This window comes from Natrinema sp. 1APR25-10V2 (assembly GCF_031626495.1).
Lineage (GTDB): Archaea > Halobacteriota > Halobacteria > Halobacteriales > Natrialbaceae > Natrinema.
In genome coordinates this window covers 442,708-457,707 of sequence record NZ_JAMQOJ010000004.1, presented here as the reverse complement: position 1 = coordinate 457,707, position 15,000 = coordinate 442,708, and the positions used below count along the sequence as shown (strand labels likewise).

The 15,000-nt window shown below is 66.7% G+C and carries 9 protein-coding genes; 4 read left to right on the top strand and 5 right to left on the bottom strand.

All coding sequences use genetic code 11. The features are described from left to right. Window positions 1-33: 33 nt before the first annotated feature. A complete protein-coding gene (locus NDO75_RS15220) occupies window positions 34-5,379 on the bottom strand; it encodes a PAS domain S-box protein (protein ID WP_310907394.1) in 5,346 nt (1,781 codons plus the stop codon). Window positions 5,380-5,657: 278 nt separating this feature from the next. On the opposite strand from NDO75_RS15220, the gene NDO75_RS15215 reads away from it, so the two are divergent. Then, complete coding sequence (locus tag NDO75_RS15215) at window positions 5,658-5,915, top strand: HalOD1 output domain-containing protein (RefSeq protein WP_310907392.1); 258 nt, start codon at window positions 5,658-5,660, stop codon at window positions 5,913-5,915. 105 nt (window positions 5,916-6,020) lie between these two features. After that, complete coding sequence (locus tag NDO75_RS15210; protein WP_310907391.1) at window positions 6,021-6,836, top strand: PAS domain-containing protein; 816 nt, start codon at window positions 6,021-6,023, stop codon at window positions 6,834-6,836. A gap of 15 nt (window positions 6,837-6,851) precedes the next feature. On the opposite strand, the gene NDO75_RS15205 is transcribed toward NDO75_RS15210, so the two are convergent. The 3 genes from NDO75_RS15205 to NDO75_RS15195 all read right to left on the bottom strand — a co-directional run bounded on the left by NDO75_RS15205 (window position 6,852) and on the right by NDO75_RS15195 (window position 10,534). Further along, window positions 6,852-8,141, bottom strand: a complete 1,290-nt coding sequence (locus NDO75_RS15205; RefSeq protein WP_310907389.1) for an adenosylhomocysteinase — start codon at window positions 8,139-8,141, stop codon at window positions 6,852-6,854. A 264-nt stretch (window positions 8,142-8,405) separates the two neighbouring features. Continuing rightward, window positions 8,406-9,071, bottom strand: a complete 666-nt coding sequence (locus NDO75_RS15200) for a hypothetical protein (RefSeq protein ID WP_310907387.1) — start codon at window positions 9,069-9,071, stop codon at window positions 8,406-8,408. Window positions 9,072-9,235: 164 nt separating this feature from the next. Then, on the bottom strand, window positions 9,236-10,534 hold the full coding sequence (locus tag NDO75_RS15195; protein ID WP_310907386.1) for an amidohydrolase: 1,299 nt from the start codon (window positions 10,532-10,534) through the stop codon (window positions 9,236-9,238). A 94-nt stretch (window positions 10,535-10,628) separates the two neighbouring features. Here NDO75_RS15195 and NDO75_RS15190 point away from each other — a divergent pair, with 94 nt between their 5' ends. Continuing rightward, entirely contained in the window at window positions 10,629-11,300 is a 672-nt protein-coding gene (locus tag NDO75_RS15190) for a stage II sporulation protein M (protein ID WP_310907385.1), read from the top strand. Between the two features lie 104 nt (window positions 11,301-11,404). Then, a complete protein-coding gene (locus NDO75_RS15185; protein WP_310907383.1) occupies window positions 11,405-12,283 on the top strand; it encodes a DUF4382 domain-containing protein in 879 nt (292 codons plus the stop codon). Between the two features lie 65 nt (window positions 12,284-12,348). Here NDO75_RS15185 and NDO75_RS15180 read toward each other — a convergent pair whose 3' ends face one another. After that, window positions 12,349-14,949, bottom strand: coding sequence for a heavy metal translocating P-type ATPase (locus NDO75_RS15180; RefSeq protein ID WP_310907382.1), 2,601 nt, complete (start codon window positions 14,947-14,949; stop codon window positions 12,349-12,351). Window positions 14,950-15,000: the final 51 nt, after the last annotated feature.

Here is a 15,000-nt window from a genome sequence, read left to right as displayed (position 1 = left end):
GTCGAGACGAGAGGCAGCGCGACCGTAACCCGCTTACTCTCCGGCGGCGAGGGACTCGCCCTCGAACAACTGCGCCAGCAGCCGCTGCTGGCCGATCCGCAGGTGGCGGTTGACCGTCGGCTGGCTCACCTCGAGCATGTCGGCGATCTCCTCGCCGGTGCTCCCGCGGGGCCAGTCGAAGAAGCCGGCGAAGTAGGCCGTCCGCAACACCTCGCGCTGGCGATCGGTCAACGAGGCAAACAGCGCCGTCACGAGTTCCTGGCGCGTCTGCATCGACCGTTCGACGTGCCGACGGGCCTGCAGTTCGACCGACGCGTACCGCTCCCGAAGCATGTCGACGAACTCGCGGACGTCGGTCCCGGTGGGAACGTCGACGGTGACCTCCGTCCCGGTCGCGTCGGCGCGCATCGAGCGCGGACTGCCGCCGTGGCGGACCAGGTGCGACGCGATGACGTCGCCGGTGACGGTCGCCTCGAATCGGCAGTCGTCGTCGGCGTCGCCGATGAGTCTGTAGTCCACGACAGAGACGATCTCCTCGAGAGCCGTTCTGACGTCGTCGGCCGGGACGCCGCTGGTCTCGAAGAACAGCAGTGTCTCGTCGCCGGCGTGGGTCCCGAGCCCCGCGTACTCGACGTCGGCACCCGTCATCGACGCGATGCGGGCGAGCAGATCGTCCGAGTCTTCGATTCGGAGGGTGAGCTCGAGCAGCGTCTCGGCGTGGAGCGCCTCCCGCGTTTTGACGGCGGTGATCGCGTTCGCGATCCCCTCGCCGAGTTCCGTCACGACCGTCCGCTCGAGGTCCTCGAACGCGTCCGGCTCGTCGGCGTACACCGTGAGCACGCCGTAGGAGTACTCGGCGTACGACAGCGGGACGCTGATGACCGACTGGAATCCGCGGTCGAGGGCGTGTCGCCGCCAGTCCTCGTCCTGTAATCCCTCGACGACGTTCGAGACGACGGTCGGCGTCTCGGTTCGGGCGGTTCGGACGGCCGGTTCGCCCGCCGCGTCGTACGACAGCGACACGTCGTCCAGATACTCCTGTCTCGAGCCGGCCCAGGCGCGGGGCTCGATTCGCGTGCCGGTAGTGTCGAGGTCGCCGATCCACGCGAACGTGACGGCGTCGGCCTCGAGCAGCCGTTCGCAGACGGTCCGCTCGATCTCCTCGCGGCTGTCGGCCCCGATGAGCGACTGGTCGATCCGCCTGATGAGCTGGGTGATCGCCATCTGACGGTTGAGCCGTCGGTTTCGCTCCTCGAGTTCCGCCTCGCGCTCGCGGAGGCTGGCCTCGCTCTCGAGGCGGTCGAACGCGGCCTCGGTCGTGGCGACGAGCGTCTCGATCAGTCGCCGGGCCTCGGCGTCGATCGAGCCGGTGGACGAGGCAACGACGAAGACGCCGTGATCGCCGATCGGGACGACGACACCGCTCTCGACGGCCGCCCCGAAGATCCGCGAGCGATCGAACGACGCGGGATCGTCGACGACCGTCGCGTCACCCGTCAGGTACGCGTTCCAGAGGGCGGAGTCCCCGTCGCCGACGGCGACGGACGGCATTCCGTCACAGAGCGACGCGAACGCGTCGGTGGACGCGACGGACTCGAGCCGATTGACGGCGGGATCGAGGCGATAGACGGCCATCCCCGACGCCTCGAGGATGTCGTCTGCCGTCTCGACGACCAGTTCCGCGACCTCCCGTTCGCTCTCGGTGCCGAGCAGCTCGCGCGCGGCGCTGTGGAGCGCCTCGAGAGCCAACTCGCGTTTCTTTCTCTCGGTAGCGTCTTGAATCGTTCCCCGGACGCCGACGATATCCTCGCCAGACGGGGGCGACTCCCGGTCGCTGGCGGCGGGATCGTCGCGGTCAGTGCGATCAGCAGCGGACCGGTCTCGGCCTTTCCGATAGATCGGTTCGCCGATCGACCGAACCCAGCGCTCGTTGCCCTCGGCCGTCTGCATTCGGTGTTCTATCTCGTAGCTTTCCCCCTCCTCGAGCGCCGCGTCGACGGTTTCGAGAATCATCGCTTCGTCGTCCGGATGGGGGAACGACGACGCCAGATCCGGACCGACCTCGACGTCGGGCGGCAGCTCGTAGAGCCGGCGAAGCCCGTCCGTCAGGGTCACGTTCGGTGGGTCGGCGCTCGTGTCGAGTTCCCAGCCGCCGATTCCCGCGAGCCGCTCGGCCTGCTCCAGCAGTTCCGTCGTCCGCTCGAGTTCGCGTTCGTGCTCCTTTCGCTGGGTGATGTCGTTGTTGATCCCGACCATGCGCTCGTGCCCGTCCTCATCGTGGACGACCCGACCGCGGGAGCCGACCCAGATCCAGCCCCCGTCCTCGTGTCGGAGCCTGAACTCGGTCTGAAACAGCTCGTCGTTCTCGATCGCTCGAGTGACCTCCTCTTTGACGCGGGCCACGTCGTCCGGATGGACGCGCCGCTCGAAGGCGTCGAACGTTCCGCCGAACGTCCCCGGCTCGATACCCAACAGTTCCTCGAACGTCTCGTTCCAGTCGACCCGATCGGTCTCCAGATCCCACTCCCAGACGCCCGTGTTGGTCCCCTCGAGTGCGAGTTCGAGGCGGCGTTTCGTCTCCCGGAGATCCCGCTCGCGTTCCTTCCGTTCCGTGATGTCGCGGCTGATCGCGATAAACCGATTCTCGTCCTCGAGATCGATGCGGATCAGGTGGACTTCGACGGGGAACGTGGAGCCATCGCGGCGCTGGTATTCCCCTTCGAACTTCTGTCGTTCGCCGACCGACATCTCCTCGAGTTGAGTCAGGACGTCGGCCGCGTCGACCAGACGGTCGTGCTCCCATATTTTCGTGCCGATCAGCTCGTCCGCGGGATAGCCCAGTTCGTCGGCGAGCCGCTTGTTAGCGTCGACGATCGTCCCCCCCGTATCGAGCACGTTGATCATGTCGGGCGAGTTCTCGAAGAGCGCCTCGAGCCGCGCGCTCGTCGTCTCCAGCCGGCGCTCGCGTTCCTTGCGCTCTGAGATGTCGCGGATGACGCCCGCCGTCCCGGCGAACTCGCCGTCGGACATCGGCAACAGCGCCATGTGATTCTCCGCGTCGATCACGTCGCCGTCGACGGTCTCTATGTCCATTTCGAACGTCTGTGAGACCTCGTCAGCCCGGAGTAGATCGCGGATCCGATCCTGAGCGGTCTCGAGATCCTCCGGAGCCATCACCGTCGAGACGTGTTCGCCGACGAGATCGTCCGGGTCGTAGCCGACGATCGACGTGATCGCGTCGTTCACGAAGCGGAACTCCCCCTCCGCGTCCAGCGTGTACACCAGTTCGTCCAGCGCCTGAATAATCGTCTCGTAGCGCTCGAGTTCGCGTTCCCGCTCCTTGCGGTCAGTGATATCCTGGAACGAGCCCCGGAGTCTGACGACTTCGCCGTCGTCCGATCCCGTCCCCTCCGCATAGACCGGTTCGCCGATCGTCCTGACCCATCGCAGTTCGTCGTCGTCCGTGACGATGCGGAGTTCGAGGTCGTACGGCTCGCCGTCCTCGATCGCGCGCTGGATCGCCTCGCGGATCCGCGGGCGGTCGTCGGGATGGTAGAACTCGAGCGACTGATCGAGGGCGACGTCCTCGTCGGGTTCGAGCCCGTGAATCCGGCGGACTTCGGCGGTCCACCTGGGTTCGTACGGTTCTTCGGACACGTCGAGCACCCAGGCGCCGACGTTGGCCAACCGCTGGGACTGCTCGAGCATATGCGTCGTCTGCTCGAGGCGGGCCTCGTGCTCCTTGCGTTCGGTGATGTCTCGGCCGATACCGACCTCGACCGGCCGGCCGTCGGGTGCCTCGAGCACCGATGCGATGAACTCGTAGGAGATCCGATCGCCGGACTTCGTCCGCAGATCGGCTTCGACGCGCGTTTCGCCGGTTTCGAACGCCTCCTCGATCGAGTCGCGGATCGCACCCTGGTTCTGCTCGTCGAAGAAGTCAAGCGCGTGCATCGACTCGACTTCCTCGTCCGAATACCCCGTCACCTCGCAGAGGCTCCTGTTCCACCGCCGGAGGTCGCCGTCCTCGTCGAGGATGTAGAACACGTCGTCGAGGGCGTCCAGCACGTCGTTCGTGAACTCCTTGTACCGCTCGAGATGGCGTTCCTTCGACTTCTGTTTGCTGACGTCACGGCCGACGCCGGCGATGATCTCCTCCCCCACTGGATTCTCGAGCGACGACGCGACGAACTCGTAGGGGATCCGGTCGCCCGATTTCGTCCGCAGGGCCACTTCGACGCGTGCATCCCCCTCGTCGAACACCTCCGCGATCGCGTCCGTGATCAGGTCGTGGTCCGATTCGTCGAAAAAGTCCAGCGCGTGCATCGACTCGATTTCCTCGTCCGTATACTCCGTCACCTCACAGAGGCTCTCGTTCCACCGCCGGAGGTCGCCGTCCTCGTCGAGGAGATAGACGACGTCGTCGACGGCGTCGAGCATGTCGTCGGTGAACGCCTGGGCACGCTCGAGACGGCGCTCGCGCTCTTGGATCGTCCGGACGTATCTGCGCCGTTCGAACGACTGGCTCAGCCAGCGCGACATCAGATCTACGAACGACGTTTCAGCTGGCGTGAACGGCTCCGAGCGGGGTTCTCGGTTCAGAAAGCAGAGCGTCCCGTAGAGTTCGCCCTCGACGATGATCTTCCCGCCGACGTAACAGTAGAAGCCCAGTTCGTCAGCGGCGGGATGGTCGTCCCACCCAGTTTCCCTCGCGTCGTAGATCCCCAGTATATCGTCGGAGGTGATCGTTTCCTGGCAGTAGATCTGTGAGAGATCCAGTTCCGCCCCTTCCAGTTCCGCCTCGCGACCGACGGCCGTTTCGACCTCGTACCGGTCGGCCGATTCGTCGATCCGGGAGACGATTCCCGTCTCGAGTCCCAGGCGCTCACAGCCGAGCTCGAGTAGTCGACGGATCTTCTCGTCGCCCTGCGAGTCGGTTCCGGAAGTGATCCGGTACAGTTCCTGGCGGTACTGCTCGCTCTCCGTGCGTCGCCGTTCGCGCTCGCGGACCGCCTCCGTCAACTCGTCGACCACCTCGGAGAGACGGCCGATCTCGTCGTCACGTTCGATCGTGAAGTCGGTCGGTTCGTCGGCGTCGTCGTCCGCCGGCGTCGCGTCGCGGTCGATCCGTGCCACGAACTGGCGGAGGTCGTCGGTGAGTCGTTCGATATCGCTCGTCCGGTCCGATCCGCTTCGGGCGGCGAGCCCCAGCAAGAGCAGCCCCGGTCCTGGACTCGCACCCGGTTCCACACCGCCGAGACCCGAAACGGGCGTCCCGACGCCGATGCCGACCGCTATACCGACCGCTCCGAGCAGTATCGCGAACGTCACCGTCCAGACGTCCACGCGTGTCCCGATCTGAATCACGGCGGCAACCATACACCGCCGTAGACGACGACGCGCAATGATTTGTGCGGTTACTTTCCTGAATAGAGGGTACGATTCACTGACAGGTACGACCGGGACGGCCTCCGCTCGAGGCGCAGACGGACGAATCGTCGGCCGAATGCAGAGGCCTCACGCCTCGAGACGCGTATCCGATGACGACGAGCGCGCCTCGATTCGTCGGGGCACTATACATGTAGTGTCGGTTCGCCGGTGAAATTACGCATATAACGGGTAGGCGGATACCACCGGCCACCGTAGCACGAACCAGAATGACCAGCACGACATTGGATTATCAGAACGATTCTATCAGTCTCCGCGTCGTCGAAGCGATCGCAGCCGCGACCGGCACCGACCCACACGAACTCGACCCGCTGTACCACGCAGTCGACCCCGAGGCACTCGACCAGCTCTTCCAGTCTCACTCGAGTGCCGACGTTCGCGTCGAATTCGGCTACCACGGCTCGCTAGTCGAGGTTCGAAGCGACGGGACCGTCGCGATCGATGGAACGGTCCATGTCATGGAGTGACGGTCGGGATCGTGAACCGCCCGCTACGATGCGTTCGATACCCGCGAGCCGCCGGCCCGTCCGGCCAGTTCGGCCGGCACACGATCGGCTCGACGGACCTCAACTATGACACCAATGCTGATTCCACCGTCAGCCCCGACGCCGACCGATCGAAACCCGACGACGGAAATGCGGCTGTTACTCGTCGCCGACGAGCAGCGACGCGACCGGTTCGAAACCGCGTTCGACGACGGACCGAGTGACTTCGTTCTCGAGACGGCGACGGCGCTCCCGGATGCAGGGCGCCGATTCGACGAGTTCGACTGTCTCGTGGTCTCACTGCACGCGATCGTCGGCGACGGCGGCGACGGCAAAACCAGGGACACCCACGCGGCGGTCGACGACCTGCTCGAGACGATCAGAAGCGACGCCCCCGACCTCCCGGTCGTCACCCTCGTCGACGAGCGAACCCCGGATCTCGCGAGCGCAGTACAGTCGTACGAGTGGGCCGCCATCGTCCAGCGAGACGTGACACCCGATCGACTCGCCAGCCGCGTTCGAGACCTCGTCGAGCACCGTCGGCTGGCCGTGCTGTCGCGACGGTCGCTCGCCGGCCTCGAGTTCGCCGGCGGTGCGGTCGCGATCGTCGACCCCGACGGCGAACTCCAGTTCGCGAGCCGTCCGTTCGCGATGCAGTTCGGTGCGGACCGCGGCGACCTCCCCGGCACGCCCTGGCAGGCGCTGTTCACCGACGAAACGGTCGCCCGCCTCGAGTCGGCGGCGCTCCCGACCGTCGCGGACGGCTGGCAGTGGACCGGGGGCTGTACCGCCCGCCGGACGACCGGCGAGTCGTTCCCGGTCCGACTTCGGCTCGGCGGCCTCGACGACGGCAGTCTCGTCTTCGTCGTCGAATCGGCAGCGGAGAGAGAGCCCGAGGAGTGAACGACGGCGACGGATTCAGGTCCCGTGATCCCAGCTTCCCATGTAGTCGCGCTGGGTGTCCGTCAGCGAGTCGAAGTCGACGCCTTCGGCCTCGAGTTTGATCTCGGCGATCTCTTTGTCGAGTTCGTCGGGAACGTCGTGGACGCCCGCGTCGTACGCGTCGCCGTTTTCTAGCATCTCGCGCACGCAGACGGCCTGAATACCGAACGACTGATCCATGACCTCGACGGGATGGCCCAGCGAGACGGGCGCGGCGAGGTTGACCAGTCGACCCTCGGCGATGACGTTGAGACGGCGGCCGTCCGCGAGTTCGTAGGCCTCGACGCCGTCGCGGGCCTCGTAGCGGTCGACCGCGAGGTCGTCTAACGCCTCGAGGTCGATCTCGATGTCGAAGTGGCCCGCGTTGGCGAGCAAGACGCCGTCCCCCATCTCCTCGAAGTGCTCCTCGACGATGACGTCGCGGTTGCCCGTCGTCGTCAGGAAGACGTCGCCGACTTCGGCGGCCTCGTCCATCGGCATGACCTCGTAGCCCTCCATGTGGGCCTCGAGGGCGCGGCGGGGCTCGACCTCGGTGACGATGACGTTCGCGTTCTGGCCCGACGCCTTCTTGGCGACGCCCTTCCCGCAGTAGCCGTAGCCCGCGACGACGACGTTCTTGCCGGCCCACGAGAGGTTCGTGGTCATGGCGATCGAGGCCAGCGAGGACTCGCCGGTGCCGTGGACGTTGTCGAAGAGCCGCTTCATTGGCGTGTCGTTCACAGCAAATACGGGATAGTCAAGCGCCCCGTCCGCGTCCATCGCGCGCAGGCGGTGGACCCCGGTGGTCGTCTCCTCGGCACCGCCGACGATCCCGTCGATCAGTTCGGGGTAGTCCTCGTGGATCGCGGCCACGAGGTCCATCCCGTCGTCGACGGTGATCGTGGGCTCGTGGGCGATGACGGCCTCGATCGCGGCGTAGTACTCCTCGTCGTCGACGCCGCGCTTGGCGTAGCTGGTGATGTTCTCGTGAGCGTCGAGCGCCGCCGACACGTCGTCGTGGGTCGAGAGCGGATTACAGCCCGTGACGGCGACGTCGGCGCCGCCCTCCGCCAGCGTCTCGACGAGGATCGCCGTCTTGGCCTCGACGTGCATCGCCATCCCGATGCGTTCGCCCTCGAAGGGCTGCTCGGCGACGAACTCCTCGCGGACGTGCTCGAGGATCGGCATGTGTTGGGCGGCCCAGTCCATCTTGCGACGTCCCTCCTCGCGAGCCGCCTCGAGATCGTCGAGTTGCTCGCTGATCGGGGGGTACTCGGCGTCGGTCATGGGTCGACTGAGTGGGACCGAGGCCAAAACGGTACCGAACCGCTCCGACGACGGTCGGAGAACGACGGTGCGGCCGCTCGAGGTGTCCGTACGGTGGCCGAAGAACGAGCCGCAAAATCTGGTGGGTGGTGGGTTCGAATGCAACGTGCCTCGACGATCGGTGCCGCCGTCGAAAGCGGGCGCCGATCGCGTGCTGACGTCGGCGACGGTCACGTCGTGAGCGGGACCGTCGGGCGGGTCAGTCGGTCGACTGCGGAGTACCGGTTACTCGTCGCTGCTCGGCGGACCGGCGTTGCTCGGCGGGCCGCCGCCCTGCTGGCCGCTGTCTTCGCCACCGTCGTCCGGTCCGCCGGCGTGCTCCGGCGGCCCTTGCTTGCTGTCGCTCTCGTTGTCGCTCGTCTCACCCGGTGGACCGGCGTGACCCGGCGGGCCGGCGTGGTCCGGCGCGTTGCCGGGGTTGTTCTCGACGACGAAGCTCGCGACCGCGAGGCCGATCGACTCGTTCGATTCGTTCTGCTGTTGCTCGACGAACTGGGAGACGATCGCGCCGAAGTTCGTCGCGGACTCGTTGTCGGTCTCGTTACCGTCGGCGTCGGCCGTCAGCGTCGCCGTAGTCGTCGCGGACGCGTTGTCGGCCGTGGCGGTGATCGAAACCGTGACGTCCTCCTCGGGAGCGGGGAGTTCGACCGTCCCATTGGCGTCGGTCGCGTACTCGCCCGTTCCCGCGTACGATGCGTTCTCGTCGGTCGTCGCGACGGTGACAGCCGCGCCGTCGACCGCGGTGCCGTTCGACGTCACGGTGACGACCTCACCGTCGACGGCGACCGACAGGTCGCCCCCGCTTTCCTGTGCAGCCACCGTGCCCGCCGATGCGAACACGGACACGATCATGACGGCCACGAGTGCCGTCGTCAGTAGTCGCTTCTTCATCATCCGAGCGTGAATTTCAGTGATTATTAGATAAACCCGACCGGCAGTTCTCGATGTTTGTCACACACCAATACGCGACTAGAATCGTTTTGGGAGTTTATCGGCGGACCTGAGCGTTTAATTTCCGGATCGAGGTGTAACAGGCGACCCGCTCGAGAGCGCGCCTACCCGTCGGCGCGAGCGGCCAGCGCCTCGGCCGCCTCGAGCGCGCGCTCCCGAACCGCCGTCTCGTCGAGCGTCAGCAGCTCGCGGTCGCGCATGAGAACCCGTCCGTCGCAGACGGTGTGACGCACGTCGGCCGCCGCAGCGGCGTACGCGAGGTGGCTCACGAGGTCGTGGGGCGGCGTCAGATGCGGTTTGTCGAGGTCGAGCACCGCGAAGTCGGCCGGCGCGCCCGCCTCGATCCGACCCGACTCGAGGCCGATCGCCTCGGCACTGCCCCGGGTCGCCATTTCGACGACGGCTTCGGCCGGTACGGCGCTGGCGTCGTCGGCCGCGAGCTTACCGAGCATGGCCGCGTCGCGGGCCTCGTCCAACATCGAGAGGTCGTTGTTCGATGCCGCGCCGTCGGTGCCGAGCCCGACGCTGACGCCGGCCTCGAGCATGGACTCGACGGGGGCCATCCCGCTGGCGAGTTTCATGTTCGAGGCCGGGCAGTGGATCACGCCCGTCCCAGCGTCGGCGAGCAGGTCGATCTCGCTGTCGTCGAGGTGGACGCCGTGGGCGAGGAAGTCCTCGGGCTCGAGCATCCCCCGGTCGGCGGCGTACTCGAGGGGCCGCTCGCCGTGTTCCTCGACGATCGGCGCGACCTCGTCTTCGGTCTCGTTGGCGTGGTAGTGGACCGGCACGCCCGCCTCGCGGGCCTCGGGGACGAACTCCGCGAGATACTCGTCCCCGACGGTCGTCAGCGAGTGAGGCATGAACGCCGTCGAGATCCGGCCGTCGGCCGCCCCGTCGTACTCCCGGGCGATCTCGAGGCTCGTTCGCGCGTCCTCGCGGGCCGCCTCGCCGTCCTTGCCGACGGTGACGATCCCGTGGCCGAGCCGCGCTCGCACGCCGGCGTCCTCGACCGCGGCTGCGACCTCGGGGACGTGGAAGTACATGTCCGCGAACGCGGTCGTGCCGGCTTTGATCATCTCGAGCAGCCCGAGTTCGGCACCGACGCGGACGTCCTCGGGAGTCAGCTCGCCCTCCGCGGGCCAGATGTCCTCCTGAAGCCACGCGTCGAGGTGCTTGTCGTCGGCGTATCCTCGCAGGAGCGTCATCGCGACGTGGCAGTGGCCGTTGACGAACCCCGGCGTGACCAGCGACTCCGCCGCGTCGAGCGTCTCGTCGGCGTCGTCCGCGAGGTCGGAGCCGATCTCGCGGATCGTGCCGCTGTCCTGATCGATCAGTACGTCAGCAGCCGTCACCGACAGGTCGGGGCGAAGGACCCGCCCGTCGGTGATCGCAAGCGTCGCCATTGGATGTGGGTTCTCGTCGGGCTGCCTTAGCCTATCGATGGACCGTCGCGAGACGAGTCGCGGCCTTTATGGTTTATTTCGGAGACATAACAGTATGGATACCGAGACTCGGCAGGAGCGCGCTCGCTCCGGGAACTACCCGCCGCAGGCTGCGCTCGCGGACGCGTGGGACGAACACCGCCGCTACGTCGGTTTCGCCGCCGGCCTGTTCGCGGTCGGCATTCTCATCGGCATCGCGCTGATGGTCGCCGGTTACAATCTGCTCGAGATCATTCAGGAAGTGGTCGGGCAGCCGCTGTTTCCGGACATCAGTGACCGGAGCAGGGCCGAACTGGCGCAGTTCCTGCTCCTCAACAACAGCCGGGCGTTCATCCTCTCGATCCTCGGCGCGCTCACGCTGGGGCTCCTGACGGCCTGGGCGATGCTGTTCAACGGCGTCATCGTCGGCAACGTCGGCGCGTACATCGCCAGCGAGGTCGGGGTCGGCTACATCCTCGTCGGCCTGCTCCCGCACGGAATCTTCGAACTCCCCGCGCTCTTCGTCGCCGCCGGCGTCGGCTTCCGGCTGCTCTACCGCGTCGGCCAGCGCGTCCGCGGCGGCCGCGACGCCGTCTTCACGAAACCGTATCTCTACCGGACCGCCGTCCTCGTCCTCGTGGCCTGGCTCTTGCTTCTCCTCGCCGCCATCGTCGAGGCGTTCGTCACGCCCGCCCTCCTCGAGGCCCTGTTCGCCGGCCGACTCGAGGGCGCGAGCGCTGCCCCCTGACGACAGCGTTTTCCCAGCATTTCGGTCAGTTCACGGCGTTGAACGGTTCTGAACGACGTGTATCGTCGTCCATCTTTTCCACAATCGACTGATTGTCGCTGGATATGAACAGACGCGCAATCCAACTGGTACTCGTGGCGGCGCTGGTCGCCATCGCCGGCTGTGCCGGCGGCATGGGCGGGGAACCGACGCAGAGCTCGACGAACGACGACGGGAACGTGATGGACTCGAGCGATGGGGTCGGAACGGCCGCGTTCTACGTGAGCGACGAACCGAACGTGATCGACGACTTCGAGCACCTCAACGTGACGATCACGAAGGTCGGCTTCAAGAAAGCCGGCAGCGCGGGCGACGGTGACGCGAACGAATCCGATGGCGAGGAACGCGACGCGGACGACGGAAACGAGTCGACCAACGAAACCGCGACCGACGAAACCGACGGTGAGACGGGTAACGAGACGGATGCCGACGGCGAGCAAGCAGACGAGGAAGACGAGGAGAAAGCAGACGGCGACGGCGGTGACGACGGCGAGTCGGAATCGGAGTGGATCGAGTACGACGTCAACGAGACGACGGTCGACCTCACCGAACTGAAGGGCGCGAACGCGTCGATGATCGACGAGTTCGAGCTGCCGGCCGGCGAGTACGAGACCGTCTTCATCTACGTCAGCGACACCGAAGGCGTCCTGACCAACGGAAGCACGACGCGGGTGAAACTGCCGAGCAACAAGCTCCAGCTGCACACGACGTTTACCGTCGGCAACAACGAATCGGTCGACTTCGTCTACGACATCGCGCCCCACAAGGCCGGCAAGAGCGGGAAGTACATCCTCAAGCCGGTGATCAGCCAGAGCGGCACGGGCGACAAGGTCGAGATCCGTGACGTGGACGAAGAGCAGGACGACGAGGAGACGGACGGCGAGAAGGGCAAGCCAGACGGGAACGGCGACGGAAAAGCCAAAGAGCAGCCACAGGAGAACTGACGCGGAACGCGAACGCTACTTCTCGAGCGGGTCGATACCCGCTCGCTGACGCTGTAAGACGCCAATCAGCGACGGAGTCGACCGAGCAGCCGGTAGTCCCGGTCGGGCGTGTACCGGCGGAACAGCAGGCTGTTCGAGAGGACCGACACCGACGACAGCGCCATCGCGCCGGCCGCGAGGACGGGCTGGAGCAGCCCCAGCGAGGCCAGCGGGATCATCGCGGTGTTGTAGCCGAGCGCCCAGACCAGATTCTGCTTGATCTTCTGGAGGGTGGCCTCCGAGATGCGGATCGCCTTCACCACGTCCAGCGGATCGTCGCGCATCAGCGTCACGTCGGCCGCCTCGATGGCCACGTCCGTCCCGGAGCCGAGAGCCGTGCCGACGTAGGCGACTGCGAGGGCGGGCGCGTCGTTGACGCCGTCGCCGACCATCATCGCCTTTCGGCCCGACGACTGGATCTCCTCGACGGCGTCGGCCTTGTCCTCCGGCAGGACGCCCGCGCGGACGTTCTCGGGATCGATCCCCACGCGCTCGGCGACGGCGCGGGCCGTCCGCTCGTTGTCGCCCGTGATCATCATGACGTCGAGGTCGCGCTCGCGCAGGGCCGCGACTGCGTCGGCCGAACTCTCCTTGACCGTGTCGGCGTCCGCGACCACGCCCGCGACCGCGCCGTCGACCGCGACCAGCATCGCGGTCTTGCCCTCGCGCTCGAGCCGTTCCATCGCCGCTTCGGCGGGCGCGGGATCGACACCCGCGTCCTCGAGCAGCCGCCGGTTGCCGACCAGCACCTCGCGGTCGCCGACGGTCGCCCGGACGCCCTGTCCAGGGACGTTCTCGAAGCCGTCGGGGTCGGTCGGCTCGAGGCCGCGTTCCTCGGCCCCTTCGACGATGGCCTGCGCGAGCGGGTGTTCGCTGTTGCGCTCGGCGCTGGCGGCCAGTCGGAGGACTTCGCTCTGATCGAGACCCGCTCGAGTCGTGAGCGCGCCACCGTCAGCCGCCGGTTCGCCGCCGTCAGCGGCGGTCACCGTCTCTCCGTCGTCCTCGAGGGCGACCACGTCGGTCAGCGTCATCTCGCCGGTCGTCAGCGTGCCGGTCTTGTCGAAGACGACGGTGTCGACGTCTTTCGCGCGCTCCAGGATGTCGCCGCCCTTGAACAGGACGCCGTTCTGGGCGCCCAGCGTGGAGCCGACCATCGTCGCCGCGGGCGTCGCCAGCCCCAGCGCGCAGGGACAGGCGATCAGCACCGCGGAGGCGAAGACGACGACCGCGAACTCGAACGTCGAGAGCGCGGCCGGGCCGCCGCCGACCAGCCCCCACAGCGGGAGCGAACCGACGACGCCCGCGAGCGCCTCGGGGAAGAGGAACCAGATCAGTCCCCAGAAGATCGCGTTCACGATGACTGCGGGGACGAAGTACGCCGAGATCCGGTCCGCGAGGTTCTGGATCTCCGGCTGGCGCGCCTGCGCTTCTTTGACCGTCTGGACGATCTGCTGGAGCGCCGTGTCCGTCCCGACCTTCGTGGCCTCGACGACCAGCATGCCGTTCTCGTTGACCGTCGAGCCGACCACCTCGTCGCCCGGTTCCTTCTCGACGGGGACCGATTCGCCGGTCACCATCGACTCGTCGACCGCCGATTGGCCGTCGACGACGACGCCGTCGGTCGGCACCTTCTCGCCCGGCCGGACCTTCATCCGATCGCCGACCGCGACGTCCTCGAGGGGGACTTCCGCTTCGTTGCCCTCGTCGTCGACCACCGTGGCCGTCTCGGCCTCCATCTCGAGGAGCTTTCGCAGCGCGTCGCCGGCCTGACCCTTCGAGCGGGCCTCGAGGTAGTTGCCGAGCGTGATGAACACGAGGATCATCGCGGCGGTGTCGAAGTAGAGACTCCCCGCGAGCAGGCCCAGCAGGACGACGACGCTGTAGAAGTAGGCCGTCGACGAGCCCAGCGCGATCAGCACGTCCATGTTTGCCGACCGGTTCTTCGCGAGCGCCGTGTAGGAGTTCTCGAGGAACTCCCGGCCCAGGAGGACGTAGACCGGCGTCGCGAGCAGGAACTCGACCCAGCCGAATTTCACGCCGAGAATCGTCTCCGGGACGTACGCGCCCTCGAGCAGGAACTTATCGGCGAGGAAGAACAGGAACGGGGCCGACAGCACCGCGCCGAAGAGCGTCAGCCGGAGCTGTTTTCGGATCTCTTCCTGTCGAGCCGCGTCGCGGCGCTCTTGGTCGGACTCCTCGCCGCCGTCGTCGCGGACGGGCGTGTAGCCGGCCGCCTCGATGGCCCCGTAGAGGTCCGACAGCGAGGCGTCGGCCGGGTTGTACTCGACTGCCGCCTCGTCGGTCGCGTAGTTTACCTCGGCATCGATGACGCCAGGGGTGTCCTCGAGGGCAGACTCGTTGGCCTCGGCGCAGTTCGCACAGGACATGTCGGTGATACCGATCGATCGACTCGCGCGCTCGGCTTCGTAGCCGGCGTCATCGATCGCGGCGTAGATCGCGGCGAGCGATACGTCATCGGGGTCGTACTCGACGGTCCCCTCGTCGGTGGCGAAGTTGACGCTGGCCTCGCGCACGCCGTCGAGGGATTCCAGGGCATCGTTGATCGTCTGCGAACAGTTCGCACAACTCATGCCCCGGATGTCGAGGTGTGCAGTCCGGGAACTCATTACCGATTTCTAGGAGGTCCCGCTTTACGCCCTTTTCTGATCGAAAAGCGA